We start from the raw sequence: 20,119 nt of genomic DNA, 5'->3' as shown, positions 1-20,119 counted from the left end.
GGATTTGTCACATGACACGTCGCAACATTACACGAGAAGACATTTTGAAAATCGCTAAAGCTGAGGATGTACGCTTCATTCGCTTACAGTTCACAGATATCCTCGGAACGATCAAGAACGTTGAAATTCCAGTAAGCCAATTGGAAAAAGCACTTGATAACAAAATGATGTTCGATGGTTCATCGATCGAAGGATTCGTCCGGATCGAAGAATCAGATATGTATCTCTTCCCAGACTTAAACACATGGGTCGTCTTCCCATGGACAGAAGATGGAACAGGGAAAGTTGCACGTTTAATCTGTGACATCCATAATCCGGATGGCTCGCCGTTCGCAGGAGACCCACGTGGTCAGCTCAAACGGGTACTTAAAGAGATGGAAGAACTCGGTTTCACATCATTCAACGTTGGACCAGAGCCAGAATTCTTCCTCTTCAAGAAAGATGAAAAAGGTCGCCCGACACTTGAATTGAACGACCAAGGTGGATACTTCGACCTCGCACCAGTCGACCTCGGTGAAAACTGCCGTAAAGAAATCGTTATCGAGCTCGAGAACATGGGCTTTGAAATCGAAGCATCACACCACGAAGTCGCTCCAGGTCAGCACGAAATCGACTTCAAATATGCGGATGCGATCACGACAGCGGATAACATCCAAACGTTCAAACTTGTTGTCAAGACGATCGCGGCGAAGCACAACTTGCACGCGACATTCATGCCAAAACCACTCTTCGGAGTCAACGGATCAGGAATGCACGCGAACATGTCGCTTTTCAAAGGCAACGAGAACGTCTTCTTCGATGAAGGCAACGAAGACATGCAATTGTCGGGAGATGCACGTGCCTTCACAGCAGGTATCCTCAAACACGCACGTGCCTTCACAGCGGTTTGTAACCCGACAGTCAACTCATACAAACGTCTTGTTCCTGGCTACGAAGCGCCTTGCTACGTCGCATGGTCAGCCCGTAACCGTTCACCACTCGTCCGTGTTCCTGCAGCACGTGGACTCTCGACTCGTATCGAAGTTCGTTCAGTCGATCCAGCAGCGAATCCGTACCTCGCGCTTGCGACATTGCTCGCTTCAGGTCTCGACGGAATCAAGAACAACTTGAAAGCACCGGCTCCAATCGACCGTAACATCTACGTCATGGACAAACCGGAACGCGTTGCGAACGGAATCGATGATCTTCCATCAACACTCAGCCACGCACTCGAAGTCTTGAAAGCGGATGACGTCATCATGCACGCTCTCGGCGATCACATCGCAGAGCACTTCGTTGAATTGAAAGAAATCGAATGGGATATGTTCCGGACGCAAGTCACGGAATGGGAACGCGATCAGTACATGGTCTTGTTCTAATCCAACTCAAGCACTTCTGGACTTTTGTCTGGAAGTGCTTTTTTCATGTCGTCGACAGGAATTGAGTCAAGGATATGGAAAGATACAAGAGTACAAAGAAAGAGAGACGATACATCATGAAAAAAGGATATGAAGGCAAAGAGATCACGGTCTATTTTGATTCGGAAGTCTGCATTCATTCCGGTCATTGTGTACGAAGTCTACCGACCGTCTTTGATGTCAAACGGCGTCCGTGGATTGAAGCGGACGGGGCGCCGGTGGAAGACGTCATGCGCGTCGTCGATGGTTGTCCAAGCGGCGCCTTATCTTACGAACGGAGGGAAGCAAATGGAGCTGAAACGAGCGGAACGTAAAATCGAAGCCCATCAGGAAGGTGAAGTGATTGGAGAAATCACTTACAGCGATACGAACAACGGCATGTGGATCATCGATCACACGTATGTTGATCCCGCGCACAGGAACCAACAGATTGGGGAACAACTCGTTGCCGAGATCGTCAACTGGGCACGGGAAGCAAACGTCAAGCTACTGCCGTTATGTCCGTTTGCGAAAAAAGAGTTCGAACATCAATCGGATTATCAGGACGTACAAGCAAATACGTGATCACAAAAATCTCCTCCGGTCTCTCAAGACTAGAGGAGATTTTTTCGAGTCATTGTTTGTGATCTCTGACTTTCATTTTGCGAGAAACAACCATCGCACCGAAATAGGCGATGACGTACAACACGACCAGTCCTTGTTTTAGCATGTAAGGTAGATCCATTTGATTCACAAGTAGAAAACTAGCGCACGATAAAATTAAAAAGGGTATTAGCCACTTGTTCGGCACATCAGCACCTCCTTCACTATCTATGTATTTCTATTTTAAGGATAACACAAAATATTTACCGGAATATGTTAAAGATGAATAACTTGCTTACAGATAAATCCTTAGAAACGCCATCGTGACGACACCGGTGATGACCGTCCAAGAAAGACTTTTACTGAAAATCGCGACTGCCATCGTCGGTAGGGCGGCGAAGACATGAAGCGTCGAAATCGTCGGGAACGCGTTGTCTTGCGCGATAAGTAAATTTTGAAAGAAGAGGGCGCCAAGCAGGCAGACGGGAATGAACGAGAGCCATTCCGTTACAAGGCGCGGTAACGTCAGTCCATGAAGGACGAGAAACGGTAAGATACGTGGAATCCAAGTGACGAGTCCACAAGCTAAAAAGAGACCGATTAATTCTGGGCGGATTTCCATCGTGTGATCACGACTCCTATACTAGCGCCACCGAGTGTCGCGCAAAGAACGGCGACTTCCGCAGAAAAGTAGCGCATGGTGATGTAAAGCAAAAGTAAGACGATCAATAAGAGGCAACTATTCACGGCAATGCGGGTACGTTCTCCTTCAAATTGTAAGTACAATAAACCGATGAACATCGCCGTCAGAGCAAAGTCGAGACCGAAGCGCTCGGGATCAGGAAACCAGCTACCGACAAGTGCACCGAGAACGGTTGCGATAATCCAGCTAAGATACGCGGTCAGATTTAAGCCATGCATGAAGGACGGGGAGATCTTCCCTTTTTGCGCAGTATTCATTGCGACAGCGAACGATTCATCCGTCAGTAACGTCCCGGTACCGAGTCGATCACGAAGGTGGCGTGTCTCGACGTGCGGAGCGAGCGTCAGACTCATTAACAAGTGCCTGAGATTGACGATGAATGTCGTCAGAATGATGGCAGAGGCGGGACTATTCAACAGCAAGAGACTCGTGATGATGAATTGAGCGGCGCCGGCATAGATGAAGACGGACATGAATCCGACTTCAAGAGGGGATAAGCCGGAGGCACGACCGACGATCCCTGCGGAAAAGCCGATGCCGATATAGCCAAGGACGGTGGGTAGACAGGCGCGGACACCTGCTTGAAAGGCTGATGACATTTGATTCCTCCTCTTTTTTAAGAGCATAGCATTCGTGCGGTATATCGTCACCAACTGGTCAATATTTTCATGATTTTTTTCGACATACTCGACTTGATTTGGTGGTAAAGAGTAAGTGGTACGGCAAAATCAGTTAGGTAAAGGAGCGTTTTTCATGCACAAATTAATGAAAGATTCAAACCGGTTCGTTTCAGACATGGTCGACGGACTCGTACTTGCTCACCCTGATTTGTATAAAAAAGTCGAAGGTGTTAACGTCGTTGCGCGGAAAGTACCACTGGACGGAAAAGTCGGTCTTGTCTCTGGTGGGGGAAGCGGTCACGAACCGGCACACGCTGGATTCGTCGGGGACGGTATGCTTGCTGCGGCTGTTTGTGGGGAAGTGTTCACTTCACCGACACCCGATATGGTGCTTGAAGGCATCAAGGCAGCTCATGGGGGAAAAGGTGTCCTACTCGTCGTCAAGAACTATTCAGGTGACGTCATGAACTTCGATATGGCGAAGGAACTTGCTGAACTCGAGGATATTGAAGTTGATACGGTCGTCGTTAATGATGACATCGCGATCAAAAAGGAAGAGGATCGTCGTGGGGTCGCAGGAACCGTCTTCGTCCATAAGATTGCCGGTGCTGCAGCGGCAGAAGGAAAATCACTAAGTGAAGTCAAAGCAGTTGCGGAAAAAGTCATCAAGGGCGTTCGTTCGATTGGAATGGCACTCTCACCATGTTACATGCCGGAGAGCGGCAAGCCAGGCTTTGAGTTGCATGATGACGAGATGGAGATCGGAATCGGGATCCACGGTGAAAAAGGACTTGAACGAAAAGCAGTCGCTTCCGTTGATGCGATCGTCAAAGAGTTGCTCGATCGTTTGACGAAAGAAGTACCAGACAAAAAAGTCGCCGTCATGGTGAATGGGATGGGCGGAACACCAGAATCCGAACTGTACATCACGTATAAATATGTCGCGGAAGAACTTGAGGCGCATGGTTACGAGATTGCCCGCTCATTCGTTGGAAACTATATGACATCGCTTGAGATGCACGGGTTCTCAATCACGCTCTTACCAGTGGATGATGAACTGCTCGGATATCTCGATGCAGAAACGAAAGCGATTGGATTCTAATTCAAATAAACGGGGTGTAAAAACATGAAGTTGACGACGGAACAGTTGCAAAGCGCGCTCCTCAAAGCAGCGGAACAGATCGAACAGCATAAGGATGAATTGACGGACCTTGACCGGGAAATTGGTGATGGAGATCATGGAATTAACATGTCGCGTGGCTTCCAAGCAGTCCAGAAGACGCTAGAAGAACACGGCGAATATGAGGATTTAGGAGCTTTATCCAAAGAAGTCGGGATGACGCTGATCAAAACGATTGGTGGGGCATCCGGTCCTTTATACGGGACAGCATTCGTTAAGTTCGCCGGTGCATTCAAAGGGAAAACAGAAGTCGAAGGTGCGGATCTTGCAGACGCTTTCCGCGAAGCGACAGAAGGAATCAAATCGCGTGGGAAATCGGAATTCGGTCAAAAGACGATGGTTGATATCTGGACACCGTTCCAAGAAGCGCTCTCGCAAGAAGGGGACTTGAAAGCGGCAATCGATCAAGCACTTGCTGATACAAAAGCGCGTATCGCAACGAAAGGGCGCGCGTCCTACTTCGGTGAAGCGACGGAAGGCGTACAGGACCCAGGTAGTTTATCGAGTGCTTTGCTACTCGGCGAAATCGCGGAGGTGCTTCATGGTTAATCTTGTACTTGTTTCTCATAGTGAAAAACTCGCGGCTGGGCTGAAAGAACTGTTGGCAGAGATGGCACCAGATACGCCAGTCTTAGTAGCAGCCGGTCTTGAAGATGGTAGCATTGGAACAGACGCGACACGAATCGAAGAAACACTGAATACACTAGACGACGATGGAGTCGTCTTAACGGATATTGGTTCTGCGACGATGAACACGGAACTAGCACTTGAATTATACAGTGGCGAACGGACGGTACGTTTTATCGACGCACCACTCGTCGAAGGTGCTTTTCTAGCAGCTGTTTTAAGTGGACAGTCGAAATCCGTCGATGAGATTGAAGACGGATTAAAAAATGAGTTTGGCAAATGAGTAATAAATCCCCCATCGCGAATAGGCGAGGGGGATTTATTTCAATTACTTCTATTCAGATTAAAACTTAGTAGAGAGTCTCATGAATCAAAACGACCGGAGCCACTCTTCTAACCACTCCTTCGGTAAGCAAACTGTAGCTAAATCAAGTGTTTGTAATGCATCCAAAGAATACGTGTTATAAAGATAGAGATCCCATTGTGCATCGATATCGTTTACTACTTCAGTCGCTTGTTCACTTAATGGATAAGTTCCACGTCCGTCAGTTGCAAGATGATAATAATCATTATGGTAGACATTGATCATATACCGGTAACACCAATCTGCCAGTTTTTCATGCGTGATGTTGCCATCAAGCGCGAACTGAATGTATTCTTTTAGCTGTTGATCAGAATAAATGGTATTCATGAGGCACCTCACGCTATATTTTCTATAAGATATCAAAAACCCGGTCCCTCTGTAAAAGGGATCGGGTTATTAATTAACTTATTTCGATGGTTTAAAGACCATTGTCGCTTCCACTGCTTTTTGCCATCCAGCATAGCGTTGTTCACGATCGTCTTCTTTCATCTCTGGTTTAAACTGATGATCGAGCTTCCATTGTTGTTTGATTTCCGCTTTATCTTTCCAGTAACCGACGGCTAATCCAGCAAGATATGCTGCACCGAGTGCTGTCGTTTCGTTGATTTCTGGACGATCGACAGGAACGCCGAGGATGTCCGATTGGAACTGCATCAAGAAGTTATTGGCTACAGCACCACCGTCGACACGAAGTGTTTTCAGTTCGATTCCAGAATCTTGTTCCATCGCTGTCAACACGTCGCGTGTTTGATAAGCGAGTGATTCAAGCGTTGCCCGAACGAAGTGCTCCTTATCTGTTCCGCGTGTTAATCCGAAGATCGCCCCACGAACATCTGAATCCCAATACGGTGCACCAAGACCGACAAAAGCAGGAACGACGTAAACACCGTCTGTTGAATCGACTTTCGTTGCATAGCCTTCTGAATCTTTCGCGTGTTTCAACATACGGAGTCCATCGCGGAGCCACTGGATTGCAGAACCGGCGACGAAGATAGAGCCTTCGAGCGCATATTCGACTTTTCCATCAACGCCCCAAGCAATTGTCGTCAAGAGTCCGTGGTCAGAAGAAACGGCTTTCTCACCTGTGTTCATGAGCATGAAACAACCTGTTCCGTATGTGTTCTTTCCTTCACCTTCTTCAAAACACGTTTGACCAAAGAGTGCAGCTTGTTGGTCACCAGCGATCCCAGCGATTGGCACTTCGTAACCGAAGAAGTGATATGGTACCGTCTTGTCGTAGACTTCACTCGATTGACGAACTTCTGGTAACATTGATGCAGGAACACCGAGGATATCGAGCAACTCTTCATCCCATTTTTGCTCATAGATGTTGTACATCAATGTCCGTGAAGCGTTCGTGTAATCCGTGATATGCGTTTTTCCACCAGACAGTTTCCAAACGAGCCACGTATCGATCGTACCGAAGAGTAATTCACCGTTCTCTGCTTGCTCACGTGCGCCTTCGACATTGTCGAGAATCCATTTGACTTTCGTACCAGAGAAGTAGGCATCAATCAAAAGTCCTGTTTTATCGCGGAACTTCTGATTCAAACCTTGTTCTTTTAAGTCGTCACAGATACCAGACGTTTGACGTGATTGCCAAACGAGCGCGTGATAAACCGGTTTACCTGTTTCTTTGTTCCAGACCACTGTCGTTTCACGTTGGTTCGTGATTCCGATTCCGGCGATTTGCTCAGGTTTGATATCTGCTGTTCCGAGTGCTTCAGCCATAACAGCAAGAATCGAACCCCAGATTTCGTTTGCATCGTGCTCGACCCAGCCTGGTTGCGGGAAGTATTGCTTGAATTCCCGTTGTGCCGAGTTGACGATTTTCCCGTCGTGATCGAAGATGATCGCACGTGAGCTTGTCGTACCTTGGTCGAGTGCTAGGATATACTTGTTTTCCATTTCGAAATCCCCCTTGAGCGGTATGTGTTTGTGAAACGTGATCTTAGTAGATCAATTGATAGATGAACACGGCAAGCGCTCCGCCGATGATTGGACCAACAACTGGAATCCATGAGTAGCCCCAGTCAGATGACCCTTTATTCGGAATCGGTAAGATAGCATGTGCGATACGCGGTCCAAGGTCACGGGCCGGGTTGATGGCATATCCTGTTGTACCACCAAGTGATAGACCGATGACGACGACGAGTAAACCGACGATAAGTGGTTTTAAGCCGTCACCAAATGTCGTTAAACCGAGCGCCAAGATACCGAAGACGAGAACGAATGTCCCGATGATTTCAGAAATCAAGTTCGACGGCGTATGGCGAATCGCTGGACCTGTTGCGAACACACCGAGTTTTGCAGCTTGATCATCAGTCGCTTCAAAATGTTTCATGTAATGAAGCCAAACGAGAATGGCGCCGATGAAAGCTCCGACAAGTTGTCCGGCAATATAGACAGGAACGTCTGCCCACGGTAAATCAGAGTTTAAAGCAAGTGCAATTGTTAAAGCGGGGTTCAAGTGCGCTCCACTCTCAGCAGCGACGAATGCTCCTGTCATGACGGCAAGACCCCAAGCGAACGTGATGACAATCCATCCGCTGTTTTCGGACTTCGTCTTTCTCAAGACGACACCGGCGACGACACCATCCCCGAGCAGAATGAGGATCATCGTACCGATCATTTCCAATACAAAGTTATTCATGCAAAAACCCTCCCTTTGGATTAAAGCAAATAATGGTCTTTCTACTTTAAATTACTCCGATTTGATAACGTTTTCAATACATATAATTGAAATATAGGAATGGAAATTTTTTATTTTAATGTTTAAAGATACGAAAAAGTGGATAAGAAAACACCTCGTCTTGCCTGCAAGCAAGCAAAAGAGGTGTTAACGACGACGCTTTTTTCTTTTTTTAGGTCGAAACCAACTACTGGAATAATCTAGTAGGATATGAATTGTGCTAGCTACCATGATACCAATGACAAAAGCGGGTAGGGAAGCGAACCAGGAATCAATGGTCTCTGATGCGATGACTTGAAAATACAAGCTGAGAAATAATAAGGGAATCACAAGTGCAGCACTATAAAGGAGTCGGATGACATCCCCAATGATCAATCCGTGTGACCAGATCGAGCGGTGGGGCATGATCTTGACATAAGGCATCCACAGGACTCTAAATGGTCCAAAGCGATAATACGGTTCTGACTTTAAATCGAGGTCAGGTGACAACCAAAGCGTACCGACAGCGATACCGATGGCAGTCGGTAACCAATCCGTTTGTTGCGTTGCGACCGAATACGCAACGTAACCCGTCAGTGCGACGGTATTGACGGTATCATGTACATTTCCTGAAGGCATGAAAAAAGACCAGTCGTAACTGGTCCCTCCGTCAATGAATCGTCCGATACACGCCGATTACCTTACCAAGAATGGAGACATTATCGAAATACATCGGATCCATCGAGTCATTTTCTGGTTGTAGACGTACCTGTTGATCTTCTAAGAAGAACCGTTTCACCGTCGCTTCGCTATCTTCGGTCATAGCTACGACGATTTCTCCGTTTTCTGCTGTGTTTTGTTGGCGTACGATGACGCGATCGCCGTCAAGAATACCTGCGTTAATCATTGATTCACCATCGATCGTCAACATGAAGACCGTTTCGTTTCCTACATAATGTGCAGGGAGCGGGAACTGTTCTTCGATGTTTTCAATCGCTGTAATCGGAAGACCAGCTGTGACTTTCCCGATGACAGGAACATGAACGATAGCTTCCGTGATTTCTTCAGGCTTATCAAGCAATATCTCAATCGCACGTGGTTTCGTCGGGTCACGGCGAATCATTCCCCGTTTCTCGAGTCGATCCAAATGACCGTGTACCGTCGAGCTAGACGCGAGTCCGACTGCTTCTCCGATTTCACGAACTGATGGTGGATACCCCTTCAGTTTCACTTCAGAGACGATGTAGTCGAGAATCTCTTGTTGGCGCTTAGACATTTTCCGCATACGAATTGCCACCTCTTTCTGGATTGAAGTTTGAAATGTAAGAATATATGTTTCTAAATTCACTATAACATAGAACAAATGAGCGTACAAACAATTGTTCGACATTTTGTGTTGACCGAACACGGGTTCTGTGTTTATTATGAATTATGCGAACAATTGTTCCGCGAACGTTTATTCTAACTCATTCATTTCATATTTGGAGGGATTCATGATGATTCATACGATTCGTACTCATGCTTTTTCTATTCTCTTCTATGCATTAAGTATTGCCTTCGTGATCTTTTTACTCACACCACGCCCAGATGAAAAGGTAGCACAATTGATGACGGCTTCCGTTACGGTCGATGAGAACGCTACAGTCGAACAAATTGCTGAAGTCTACAATGACGGTTCGATGTCAGATGAGGAATACGTCAACTGGTTGATCAAAAATAATGATGTTGAGACAAAACATGTCATCTCAAAAAGCAAAATCGTTGTACCAATCGCACAACAATGACAAAATGGAAAAGTTGTGAAAGAACGAACAGGGATGTGAGGTACGATGAAGGTCGTGATTTATTGTCGAGTATCGACCGAAAAAGAAGCACAAGATAGTTCGATTGAACGCCAACGGATGGAGCTTTCGAAGGTTGCGTCTCAAAAGGGGTTTGATGTCGTAGATATCGTCTCTGAAAAAGAGAGTGGATATGATGTTGATCGGGAAGGGATGCTAACAGTTCTTGATTATGTGACACGCGATACGGTAGATGCGGTCCTCGTGACGGATGATACACGGATTGGTCGAGGGAATGCAAAAATCGCTATTTTGCATACATTCAAAAAACATGGGGTCCGCTTGATGACGCTTGATTCAGATGGAGAATATCAACTTGCGGATGCAGAAGCGATGGTCCTTGAGATCGTCTCACTCGTGGAAGAATACCAACGGAAACTGCATAATGCAAAAATCGCCCGTGGCATGCGGCGAGCAGTCGAACAAGGTTTTCGCCCGGAACGAAATCTCAATCGCCAAGGAGAGAACGCAGGACGTAGTCGAAAAGACGTACCGATCGAAGAAATTGTACGTCTTCGAGAACTCGGATTGACGTTTTCTGATATCGCCATCACCTTGCGGGGGATGGGGCATGATATTTCAAAAGCAACGGTCAATCGTCGATATCTTGAATACCGCGAACTGACACCTAGCCCGGAATGAGAAGCAAGTAACCCGTCGACTGACGCGGTTAACTTGCTTTTTTTTATAAGCTCTTTTACAGTAAGAATACAATTGAACTACTCAAGTTTGAGTCATAAAGAAAGAGGGATTCCATGTTATCACAAGAACAATTAGATCGAATTAATGCATTAGCGAATAAATCAAAAGTTGAGCCGTTATCGGAAGCGGAAACGGCAGAGCAAAAAGAATTACGTGCAGCGTATCTCGCAGCATTCCGTGGATCGTTCAAAAACCAACTCATGGGTATGAAAATCGTCGATGAAGAGGGAACGGACGTAACACCTGAGAAATTGAAACAAGCACAAGAAGAAGAACGGAATAAACAATAATCGTTCGTTTCTTTTATAGAAGAAAGAGGTCTCGCGTCAAGCGGACCTCTTTTTTGTTTAGAGCGAGTATCTTTTTTGTTTAAAGTGAGTAGATGAGGAAACATTGTACGATAGCAATACATCTTAATAGTGATCTTTCATGGATTCATGCATCCTGTATGAGTCGACAGAACGGCTATAGATAGCGCATTCATTTTAATGTGACATACTATTTAGAAAAGTTGTATCACATTTAAGAGTGTGCTAAAATGAGTAGGAATTTGTGAAAAAGAGAGAGGATGATTGTTTTGACGAACATGACGACAGTAGAACAATTAGCAATTAATACGATTCGTACCTTATCGATTGATGCCGTACAAAAGGCGAACTCGGGTCACCCAGGTATGCCAATGGGAGCAGCGCCAATGGCATTCTCGCTTTGGGCGGATCATATGAACCACAACCCTAAAAATCCAGAATGGTTCAACCGCGACCGTTTTGTACTTTCAGCCGGACACGGTTCGATGCTTCTCTACTCACTCCTCCACCTATCGGGATACGATCTATCGATGGATGATCTTAAATCATTCCGTCAATGGGGATCAAAAACACCGGGTCATCCGGAATACCGTCACACGGCTGGTGTAGATGCAACAACGGGTCCACTTGGTCAAGGGATCGCGATGGCAGTTGGTATGGCGATGGCAGAACGTCATCTTGAAGCAAAATACAACCGTGACGATCTCAACGTCGTCGATCACTTCACATACGGAATTTGTGGAGATGGAGACTTGATGGAAGGTGTCTCAGCTGAAGCGGCTTCACTCGCAGGTCACCTTGGTCTTGGAAAATTAGTCGTATTGTACGATTCAAACGATATCTCACTTGATGGCGATCTCGACAAATCATTCTCTGAAAACGTCCAGAAGCGCTTCGAAGCGTATAACTGGCAAGTCATTCGCGTAGAAGACGGAACGGATATCGATTCGATTTCGAAAGCAATCGCGACGGCACAGGCAGAGACGACAAAACCAACATTGATCGAAGTCAAAACAGTCATCGGTTTCGGTTCACCGAACAAATCAGGGAAGTCGGCTTCTCACGGTGCACCACTTGGTGAAGCAGAAATCAAATTGACGAAAGCAAGCTACATTTGGGATCACGAAGAGTTCTACGTACCTGAAGAAGTCAAATCATTGTTTGACGAGCGAATCGTCCAACGTGGTGCTTCTGCAGAAGACGCATGGAACGAGACAATGAAACAATACGAAGCAGCGCACCCAGAATTGCATGCTGAACTCGTTCGCGCGATTGCAAACGAATTGCCAAGCAACTGGGAAGCAGACCTTCCGACATACGACTTGTCGTCGAAAAAAGCAACGCGTCAAACAAGCGGTGAAGTCTTGAATGGTCTCGCGAAGAACGTTCCGACATTGTTCGGTGGTTCAGCTGACCTTGCAGGATCAAACAACACGATGCTTAAAGGCGAAGCAGACTTTGATATCGATCCAAGCGGTCGCAACATTTGGTTCGGGGTACGTGAATTCGCAATGGCAGCAGCTGTCAACGGTATGGCACTTCACGGCGGCGTCATTCCTTACGGCGCGACATTCTTTGTCTTCTCGGATTACCTCCGTCCAGCGGTTCGTCTTGCTGCATTAATGGGACTTCCATCAATCTTCGTCTTGACGCACGACTCGATCGCTGTCGGTGAAGATGGTCCAACACACGAGCCAGTCGAACACTTGATGAGCTTCCGTGCAATGCCGAACGTCACGATCTACCGTCCAGCAGACGGAAAAGAGACGATCGCAGCATGGAAAACAGCAGTTCAAGCAAAAGATAAACCGACACTCCTCGTCTTGACACGTCAAGGTCTTCCTGAACTTGAAGGTACGACGACAGAGGGTGCTGAAAAAGGTGGTTATGTCATCGCTGGTGACGTTACGAAAGCTGATACACTCTTGCTCGGTACTGGTTCAGAAGTTCACCTTCTTGTCGAAGCACAAAAAGAACTTGGTGAATCAGCAGCTGTCGTTTCACTTCCATCATGGGAAGTATTCGAAGCACAATCAGCAGAGTATAAAGAATCGGTTCTTCCAAAACACATCACGAAACGTGTAGCAATCGAAGCAGGGGCTTCACTCGGTTGGTACAAATATGTAGGAACAGAAGGACAAGTCATCGGAATCGATCGTTTCGGCGCATCTGCTCCTGGAGACTTCCTCTTGAAAGAATACGGCATGTCTGTTGAGAACGTTTTAGCGACTGTCAAGCAACTCGGATAATCATTTCCGGAAAAACGGGTCCGATCTTACGTCGGACTCGTTTTTCATCTATTATCATCTATGCAAACAATTGGAATTATAGTATAGTAAAAAGCGACGTTTTAAGTTAGAGGAGGAAGCAACTTGGCTACATGGATTTGGATTTTAATTGCCCTTCTTTGCTTGGTAGCAGGTGTCGCCCTTGGTTTCTATATCGCTCGTCGATACATGATGAACTACTTGGAGCAAAACCCACCAATCAACGAAGATATGATTAAGACATTGATGATGCAAATGGGTCAAAAGCCATCACAAAAGAAAGTCAACCAAGTGATGCGTTCAATGAGTGGTTCAATGAAATCACCTAAAAAATAAGCTGTACGAAAGGGGACCAAACGGTCTCCTTTTTATTTGCTATTTTTTAGAAAGAGAACTAATCTAAAATGTGAGACTATTTCAAATAATCATAGGATTTAAAAAAGGGGGGAGACTTGAATGGGAGTCTTCAGGAAACTCGGTTGGTTTTTCCGACGAGAATGGAAAGCGTATAGTCTTGGGGTCATCTGTTTGATTTTTGTAGCAGGGTTAGAACTTATTCCACCGAAGGTCATCGGAACGACAGTCAATGGTCTGAGTGAAGGAAGCTTGACGAAGAATGATTTGATTCGTCTAGCTGGTACATTGTTACTCATCGGGGTCGCGACGTATTTCATTCGTTATTTTTGGCGTTTTCACATTTTCGGTGCATCGATTCGCCTCGGGCGATTGTTACGCAGTCAACTGTATGGTCATTTTTCAGATTTGGATCAATCGTTCTATAAGAAATATCGCAGCGGAGATTTGATGGCACATGCGACAAACGACGTACAAGCTGTTTCGATGACAGCGGGAGCCGGCATTCTAACGCTCGTCGACTCGGTGACAATGGGGAGCTTTGTCATCATCACAATGGTCACGACGATCAGCTGGAAATTAACGCTCGTGTCACTTTTGCCAATGCCACTGATGGTCTATTTGACGTCACGCTACGGTAAGATGTTACATTCCCGTTTTCATGACGCGCAAGAAGCGTTCTCTGATTTGAACGATAAGGTCGCGGAGAGCATCAGTGGTGTCCGTGTCTTAAAAGCAACAGGGGAAGTCGAATCCGACGTGCAGACGTTTACCGATCTGTCTGATGACGTTGTTCAAAAGAATCGTCGTGTGGCGAAAATTGATGCACTGTTTGATCCGACGATTTTTGGATTAGTCGGTCTATCGTATATCATCGCGGTCGGCTATGGCGCCTACTTGTTACGACAAGGCGAAATCCGGATTGGTGATATCGTTTCCTTCACTACATATCTTGGTTTATTGACGTGGCCAATGCTCGCCTTCGGTTGGTTGTTCAACATCGTTGAACGGGGTCGTGCTTCCTATGACCGGATCGAACGGATGCTTGCGATCGAACCAGAAATTAAAGATGCGAAGGAAGCAGCAACGAGTGTCTCGTCACCAGAACTTCATGTCGGGATTAAACGATTCATCTATGACACGCAACCGGTCCTTCAAGAGATCGATGTGACGTTGAAGCCTGGGAAATCGCTTGGGATCGTCGGAAAGACGGGTGCTGGGAAATCGACATTCGTTCGTTTGTTATCGCGTGAATATGACGTTAAACAAGGCGCAATCACGATTGGCGGACGAGATATCAAACAATTGACACGAGATACCGTCCGTCGTCAAGTAGCGATCGTTCCGCAGGATCATTTCCTGTTCTCTGCTTCGATTGCTGATAATATCGCCTTTGCAAAACCAGATGCATCAATGGAAGACATCATGGAAGTGGCACGTATCGCAGCAGTCCATGAGGACATTCTCGGCTTTAAGGAAGGATACGCGACGATGGTTGGGGAACGAGGTGTCACGTTATCTGGTGGTCAAAAACAACGGATCTCGATTGCCCGGGCGTTACTAGCAGACTGTCCGATTTTAGTACTCGATGATGCCTTGTCTGCGGTCGATGCGAAAACCGAAGAAGCGATCATCCACCACTTCCGTACGGCGGATCACGATCAAGCGCAAATCATCGTTGCCCACCGATTATCGGCTGTGTCGCATACCGATGAGATCATCGTCCTTGAAGACGGTCGGATCATCGAGCGAGGAACACATGAGCAATTACTCGCTCATGACGGTTGGTATAAAGAGACGTACGATCGCCAGCAACTAGAATCACTTGTTGAACAAGGAGGGCGTTCTGAATGAATCATGATATCAATGAAAAAGCCGTCCTGAAACGATTGCTTGATTTCGTCAAACCGTTCAAAAAGCAAGTCAGCATCGCTTTCATCCTGCTGTTCATAACGACAGCGGCAAAACTCGGGGGACCGTATCTCGTCAAGATTTTTATCGATGAATATGTCGCACCGGGTACGTATCCGGTAAAGGAAGTTGCACTTTTGTTTACGGCGTACTTGTTATTGCATACGACAGGGATCATCGTCGATTACTTGCAAGCATTTGAGTTCCAAAAGATTGCCTTACAAGTCATTCAACGCTTGCGTATCGATGTTTTCCGACACGTCATGCACTTACGACTCGCTTATTTTGATCGAACGCCTGCTGGGGTACTCGTCTCCCGGATCACGAACGATACGGAAGCGATTAAAGAACTTTACATCGGTGTCTTATCGACATTCGTGCAAAGCGGTGTCCAGTTGATTGGGACATATATCTTCCTCTATCTGTTAGAACCGCGACTCGCGACGATTGCGTTATTGTTGTTACCACTGTTTTATTTCATCATTTGGATTTACCGGAAGTATTCGACGAAGTATTACGCGGAAGTCCGCGATTTACTGTCGAAAATCAATGCCCAACTGAATGAATCGATCAACGGGATGGCGATCATCCAGCAGTTCCGCCAAGAAAAGCGTCTAATGGCAGAATTCGAAGAGACGAACGTCGCTCATCAAAACGGTCGTTACAAGAACTTAAAGCTTGATAGCTGGTTACTACGACCCATCATCGAATTGTTACTGGCGATTTCGATTGCGACACTTGTGACGTACTTTGGTGTCTTATCATTCTCGCAAACAGTCCAAGTCGGTGTCGTTTACGCTTTCATCAGTTACATGGAGCGAATTTTCCAACCGGTTCAGCAAATCATGCAACAATTGTCTGAGTTCCAACAAGCTGTCGTCTCGGCAGACCGTGTATTCAAGGTGCTCGATACGGATGAACCGGAACCAACGAAACAGCTCGAAGGGGATGCACGTGTGTCGGAAGGACATATCGTCTTTGAAGATGTTCGCTTTAGTTATGATGGAGAGAAAGATGTTTTGAAAGGAATTTCATTCGAGGCGAAAAAAGGACAGACGATTGCCCTCGTTGGTCATACGGGAAGCGGAAAAAGTTCGATCATCAACATCCTGATGCGATTTTACGCTTACCAATCGGGTCGGATTTTGATCGATGGTCAACCGCTCGAGCAGTTATCGGAGGAAGAACTTCGGAAGCATGTCGGACTCGTCCTGCAGGATTCATTTTTGTTTACGGGTACGGTCGCGGATAACATTCGATTGTTCGACAGTTCGATTTCCTTTGATCGTGTTGAAGCGGCCGCGCAGTTCGTTCAAGCCGACGGATTCATCAATCAACTCGATCAGCAATATGACAGTCCCGTCGCCGAGCGGGGTGCGACATTCTCCGCTGGAGAACGTCAGTTGATTTCCTTCGCACGCACAATGGCACGGGATCCGAAAATCCTGATTCTCGATGAAGCGACAAGTTCGATTGATACGGAAACGGAAGAAAAAGTCCAAGTGGCGCTCGAACGGATGCGCGAGGGTCGGACGACGATTGCCATTGCCCACCGATTATCAACGATTCAAGATGCTGATTTGATTCTTGTATTGCATCAAGGGGAAGTGATCGAGCAAGGTAACCATCAAGAATTGATCGCGCAAGATGGACTGTATAAGAAGATGTATCAACTGCAATCTGGTCATGTCACGGTCTCTTAAAAAAATAGCTATAAAAAAAGCCTGCCAGGAGATCTCGCCCGGCAGGTTGTTTATTTTGATTAGTAGACTGTAACTGTGACGTTTTGGCGACCCCAGTTGAGTGCTTCTTGTTGTGAACCAACGAGAAGATCAAGACGGTTACCTTGGATTGCGCCACCACGGTCGAGTACGATTGCTTCACCAATGCCTTCGATGTGCATACGTGTACCGATTGGATATTGCGAAGAAGCTGCTACGATACGCATACCATTGTACGTGATCGTATTTGTAACGTCATAACCGCTTGCTGTCAACGCACGACCATTGTAGAGTTGGCTACCATTGTTAGATGGGTCGTTCGTGTAAGCACTGACGTTCATCGTCACTTTTGTACCTGATTTTGCAGGTGTTGATTGTTTTGTTGCAGTTGCTGGTTGAGCTGCTGCTTTTGGTGCTGGCTTCGCAGCCGGTTGAGCCGCTGGCTTCGCAGCTGGTTGAGCTGCTGGTGCTTTCGCTACGCTACCGAGTGTTGTATATGCACTGTGTACATAGCGTGTTTTACCGTCGATTGTTGTTTTGATCCATGCACCAACTTTACCTTCTACGTTGACTTTTTCACCTTTGTAGAGGTTACCGACATCTTTCGAGCTTGTCGTTGGTTGTGTGCGGACATTTAATACTGCCGTAGTAACTGTAGCTTTTTTAAAGTCGAATGAGCCTGCTGCAGACGTATACGCGCCATGGACATAACGTTTTTGACCGTTAATGTGTGTTTGGATCCATGCGCCAGAACGTCCTTCGACATTTAATGTTTGACCTTTATATACATTGCCTACGTCTGCTGATGCAGTTGTAGGTGCTGTGCGTACGTTGAGTACTGGTGTATTTACTGTTACCGTTTCTGAGGCAGCCTCTGTCTCTTGGGCAAATCCTACTGATAGAGCTGTTGCTGCAAGACCGGCAGCGAAAACTGCTTTTTTCATTATTGATGTCCTCCTGACATATGCTGTGTTTACTGTTCCTACTTTACACGGCAAATCTGACTTGTGCGTTTACAGGTCAATGTCATTCGAGTTACAAACTGAGCTTGTATGACAAGAAGATTGCAAAAGAACGGTTTTTGTCATCGGTAGGACATACTAATTATGAAAAATAGACATTTATAGGTCTTTTGACTTACTTTCGATGAAATATTCGAACAATTTAAAAGGAAAAAGACTTAAATATAGAAACTATGTCATCCTTTTATCGTCTAGTGATGAAAAAGTGAAATAGGTGATATGCAGATCAATACTTGACGATCGTCGTCACACCAAACGCTGTCAGATAGGAACGATGGTACAATTCCTGCATCCAATCGTTAGCGGAAAGCTGAAACGTGCCGTGAATCGTTTGGTATGTTCGTTGTTGAATATTGATGTCAATCGGCTCTACTAGTGGAGCGGACGGTAGATGGTCATGCATGCTGTCATTTTGATTTTCAATGTAGAGTAATTCGAGGACATCTCCTTCTTCCATATAACGCTCTAAGTAAATCATGAACTCCCATTGATCAGCACCATCAATCGTATAAAGGTAAGACATCGTGAATCGTCCTTGCTTCAAGGAGACATATTCAAGCGGTTCGACTTCATCTACGTATAATCGAGGAAGATCGTCAGGTACATAAAAGGGACGGGAACTAGCTAAGAACGTAAGAGCAGACATAAAACACCTCCATCAGAAATAAGAAGTCATAAAAAAGTCAGCATTCGCACTCGAATGCTGACTGGATCGTGCATTAGGATAAGAGCGGTTCGTTTGAACCGTGAATGGTATAGTTTTGGACCGTCCGTGAATATTCTAAAAGTAGGACGTCGAGTTCATGGCTAAGTTGCAAAACACGCGGGGAGGTGAAGCTGGACTGGTCAGCTTGATGATATAATTCGCTACGTTTGGCTTCAATGGCTAACGTCAATAGTTGTTGTGTCGTCATAGCGGTCTCCCTTACATTGGTGTCGTATCCATATTCTAGCAAGTCCATTTACTAGGTGCAACGAGATTTCAGTAAAATTGACGAAATGTAATTTTTTTGTAATTTTGGCGGACACGAATCTTTTGCAACTTTCTATGAGATAATAGGTGCTAAATGCAGAGGAGTTTGGCAAAATAGAGAAGGAACTTCTTCTATAGTAGTAAAGAAAGGGGATGCTCATATGGAGCTCTCATTGTGGTTAGCGTTCGGAGCCGGTTTGTTATCATTCGTCTCTCCGTGTACGTTGCCGCTGTATCCTGTATTTCTCTCCTATATTACAGGAGTGTCGGTCACGGATTTGAAGGAACGAGGGGTACGGGAAAGGCGATCCCTGTTTCACACGTTAGCTTTCCTCGTTGGATTTGCGATGGTCTTCGCTGTGCTCGGACTCTCGACATCCTTGTTCGCAGATGTCTTTATCACATATCGGGATACGTTACGGATGGTCGGGGCACTCGTCATCTTCGTGTTCGGTGTCGTTCTCGTCGGGTTATGGCAACCGACATTCTTGATGCGTGAAAAGAAACTGAATCTTGGGGAACGAAAAGGGGGATACGTCGGAACGGTACTCGTCGGAATCGGTTTTGCGGCTGGTTGGACACCATGTACAGGTCCGATTCTCGCAGGAGTCATCGGATTAGCTGCGACCAATCCGAGCCAAGGTATGTTCTACATGCTCGCGTACGTCCTTGGGTTCTCGATTCCTTTCTTATTAATGGCATTTTTCGTAGGTCGTTCGCGTCTGTTCGTGCAGTATAGTCTGAAATTAACGAAATTCGGTGGAGCTTTGATGATGGTCTTCGGTGTCATGCTGTATTTTGACGGTCTCAGTAAATTCGCGGCATGGATGAGTGACATCGTCGGATTCACAGGATTTTAATCAAGGAAGTGATCGG

At 46.1% G+C, this 20,119-nt stretch carries 24 protein-coding genes; 14 read left to right on the top strand and 10 right to left on the bottom strand.

Features of this window, described 5'->3' with window-relative positions:
• Positions 1 to 11 precede the first annotated feature (11 nt).
• The 3 genes from glnA (at position 12) to BW42_RS06650 (ending at position 1,961) form a co-directional block, all read left to right on the top strand.
• A complete protein-coding gene (glnA, locus tag BW42_RS06660; RefSeq protein ID WP_035408729.1) occupies positions 12 to 1,358 on the top strand; it encodes a type I glutamate--ammonia ligase in 1,347 nt (448 codons plus the stop codon).
• 116 nt (positions 1,359 to 1,474) lie between these two features.
• Positions 1,475 to 1,711, top strand: coding sequence for a (4Fe-4S)-binding protein (locus tag BW42_RS06655; protein WP_050678346.1), 237 nt, complete (start codon positions 1,475 to 1,477; stop codon positions 1,709 to 1,711).
• Positions 1,686 to 1,961 carry a GNAT family N-acetyltransferase gene (locus BW42_RS06650; protein ID WP_035398130.1) on the top strand — a complete coding sequence of 92 codons (276 nt, stop codon included), beginning with the start codon at positions 1,686 to 1,688 and terminating at the stop codon, positions 1,959 to 1,961. The genes BW42_RS06655 and BW42_RS06650 overlap by 26 nt, the downstream gene beginning before the upstream one ends.
• Before the next feature lie 313 nt (positions 1,962 to 2,274).
• On the opposite strand, the gene BW42_RS06645 is transcribed toward BW42_RS06650, so the two are convergent.
• Complete coding sequence (locus BW42_RS06645) at positions 2,275 to 2,601, bottom strand: AzlD domain-containing protein (protein WP_035408727.1); 327 nt, start codon at positions 2,599 to 2,601, stop codon at positions 2,275 to 2,277.
• Complete coding sequence (locus tag BW42_RS06640) at positions 2,580 to 3,281, bottom strand: AzlC family ABC transporter permease (protein ID WP_035408725.1); 702 nt, start codon at positions 3,279 to 3,281, stop codon at positions 2,580 to 2,582. Before BW42_RS06640 ends, BW42_RS06645 begins: the two co-directional genes overlap by 22 nt.
• 154 nt (positions 3,282 to 3,435) lie before the next feature.
• Here BW42_RS06640 and dhaK point away from each other — a divergent pair, with 154 nt between their 5' ends.
• From dhaK to dhaM, 3 genes are read left to right on the top strand one after another with little or no spacing between them, the layout of a single operon-like run.
• Positions 3,436 to 4,404, top strand: coding sequence for a dihydroxyacetone kinase subunit DhaK (gene dhaK / locus BW42_RS06635; protein WP_035408722.1), 969 nt, complete (start codon positions 3,436 to 3,438; stop codon positions 4,402 to 4,404).
• 24 nt (positions 4,405 to 4,428) lie between these two features.
• Positions 4,429 to 5,031 (top strand): dihydroxyacetone kinase subunit DhaL, encoded by a 603-nt coding sequence (gene dhaL, locus BW42_RS06630; protein WP_035408719.1) that lies wholly within the window; start codon positions 4,429 to 4,431, stop codon positions 5,029 to 5,031.
• Positions 5,024 to 5,392, top strand: coding sequence for a dihydroxyacetone kinase phosphoryl donor subunit DhaM (dhaM, locus tag BW42_RS06625; protein WP_035408716.1), 369 nt, complete (start codon positions 5,024 to 5,026; stop codon positions 5,390 to 5,392). Before dhaL ends, dhaM begins: the two co-directional genes overlap by 8 nt.
• 87 nt (positions 5,393 to 5,479) lie before the next feature.
• Here the strand turns inward: dhaM and BW42_RS06620 are convergent, their stop codons facing one another.
• The 5 genes from BW42_RS06620 to lexA all read right to left on the bottom strand — a co-directional run bounded on the left by BW42_RS06620 (position 5,480) and on the right by lexA (position 9,429).
• Entirely contained in the window at positions 5,480 to 5,800 is a 321-nt protein-coding gene (locus tag BW42_RS06620; protein ID WP_035408712.1) for a hypothetical protein, read from the bottom strand.
• Positions 5,801 to 5,878: 78 nt separating this feature from the next.
• The gene (gene glpK / locus BW42_RS06615) at positions 5,879 to 7,381 is read right to left on the bottom strand and encodes a glycerol kinase GlpK (protein WP_035408709.1); all 1,503 of its coding nucleotides are present in this window, start codon (positions 7,379 to 7,381) and stop codon (positions 5,879 to 5,881) included.
• A gap of 43 nt (positions 7,382 to 7,424) precedes the next feature.
• Positions 7,425 to 8,126, bottom strand: a complete 702-nt coding sequence (locus BW42_RS06610) for an MIP/aquaporin family protein (RefSeq protein WP_035408708.1) — start codon at positions 8,124 to 8,126, stop codon at positions 7,425 to 7,427.
• Between the two features lie 186 nt (positions 8,127 to 8,312).
• Positions 8,313 to 8,783: a metal-binding protein gene (locus tag BW42_RS06605; RefSeq protein WP_035408706.1), complete on the bottom strand. Its 471-nt coding sequence runs from the start codon at positions 8,781 to 8,783 to the stop codon at positions 8,313 to 8,315.
• Positions 8,784 to 8,814: 31 nt separating this feature from the next.
• Complete coding sequence (gene lexA / locus BW42_RS06600; protein WP_023467770.1) at positions 8,815 to 9,429, bottom strand: transcriptional repressor LexA; 615 nt, start codon at positions 9,427 to 9,429, stop codon at positions 8,815 to 8,817.
• 211 nt (positions 9,430 to 9,640) lie between these two features.
• On the opposite strand from lexA, the gene BW42_RS06595 reads away from it, so the two are divergent.
• The 7 genes from BW42_RS06595 to BW42_RS06565 all read left to right on the top strand — a co-directional run bounded on the left by BW42_RS06595 (position 9,641) and on the right by BW42_RS06565 (position 17,230).
• A complete protein-coding gene (locus BW42_RS06595; protein WP_023467771.1) occupies positions 9,641 to 9,928 on the top strand; it encodes a hypothetical protein in 288 nt (95 codons plus the stop codon).
• A gap of 45 nt (positions 9,929 to 9,973) precedes the next feature.
• Positions 9,974 to 10,627: a recombinase family protein gene (locus BW42_RS06590; protein ID WP_035408704.1), complete on the top strand. Its 654-nt coding sequence runs from the start codon at positions 9,974 to 9,976 to the stop codon at positions 10,625 to 10,627.
• A gap of 113 nt (positions 10,628 to 10,740) precedes the next feature.
• A complete protein-coding gene (locus BW42_RS06585; RefSeq protein ID WP_035398122.1) occupies positions 10,741 to 10,977 on the top strand; it encodes a DUF896 domain-containing protein in 237 nt (78 codons plus the stop codon).
• 278 nt (positions 10,978 to 11,255) lie between these two features.
• Positions 11,256 to 13,244: a transketolase gene (tkt, locus tag BW42_RS06580; RefSeq protein WP_035408701.1), complete on the top strand. Its 1,989-nt coding sequence runs from the start codon at positions 11,256 to 11,258 to the stop codon at positions 13,242 to 13,244.
• A 123-nt stretch (positions 13,245 to 13,367) separates the two neighbouring features.
• Positions 13,368 to 13,598, top strand: a complete 231-nt coding sequence (locus tag BW42_RS06575; RefSeq protein WP_012370001.1) for a YneF family protein — start codon at positions 13,368 to 13,370, stop codon at positions 13,596 to 13,598.
• Between the two features lie 120 nt (positions 13,599 to 13,718).
• The gene (locus tag BW42_RS06570; protein ID WP_035408699.1) at positions 13,719 to 15,470 is read left to right on the top strand and encodes an ABC transporter transmembrane domain-containing protein; all 1,752 of its coding nucleotides are present in this window, start codon (positions 13,719 to 13,721) and stop codon (positions 15,468 to 15,470) included.
• Positions 15,467 to 17,230 (top strand): ABC transporter ATP-binding protein, encoded by a 1,764-nt coding sequence (locus BW42_RS06565; protein ID WP_035408695.1) that lies wholly within the window; start codon positions 15,467 to 15,469, stop codon positions 17,228 to 17,230. The genes BW42_RS06570 and BW42_RS06565 overlap by 4 nt, the downstream gene beginning before the upstream one ends.
• A 59-nt stretch (positions 17,231 to 17,289) precedes the next feature.
• Here BW42_RS06565 and BW42_RS06560 read toward each other — a convergent pair whose 3' ends face one another.
• The 3 genes from BW42_RS06560 to BW42_RS06550 form a co-directional block, all read right to left on the bottom strand.
• Entirely contained in the window at positions 17,290 to 18,192 is a 903-nt protein-coding gene (locus tag BW42_RS06560) for an SH3 domain-containing protein (protein WP_035408692.1), read from the bottom strand.
• Positions 18,193 to 18,496: 304 nt separating this feature from the next.
• On the bottom strand, positions 18,497 to 18,916 hold the full coding sequence (locus tag BW42_RS06555; RefSeq protein ID WP_035408690.1) for a hypothetical protein: 420 nt from the start codon (positions 18,914 to 18,916) through the stop codon (positions 18,497 to 18,499).
• 73 nt (positions 18,917 to 18,989) lie between these two features.
• Positions 18,990 to 19,184 carry an aspartyl-phosphate phosphatase Spo0E family protein gene (locus BW42_RS06550; RefSeq protein ID WP_023467779.1) on the bottom strand — a complete coding sequence of 65 codons (195 nt, stop codon included), beginning with the start codon at positions 19,182 to 19,184 and terminating at the stop codon, positions 18,990 to 18,992.
• Between the two features lie 220 nt (positions 19,185 to 19,404).
• Between BW42_RS06550 and BW42_RS06545 the strand changes: the two genes are divergently transcribed.
• Positions 19,405 to 20,103, top strand: a complete 699-nt coding sequence (locus BW42_RS06545) for a cytochrome c biogenesis CcdA family protein (protein WP_035408688.1) — start codon at positions 19,405 to 19,407, stop codon at positions 20,101 to 20,103.
• The last annotated feature ends 16 nt before the right edge of the window (positions 20,104 to 20,119 follow it).

Origin of the sequence: Exiguobacterium sp. RIT341, assembly GCF_000632205.1 — a bacterium.
GTDB lineage: Bacteria > Bacillota > Bacilli > Exiguobacteriales > Exiguobacteriaceae > Exiguobacterium_A.
The sequence above is the reverse complement of the archived record's forward strand: the minus strand, read 5'-3'. Positions and strand labels throughout refer to the sequence as shown.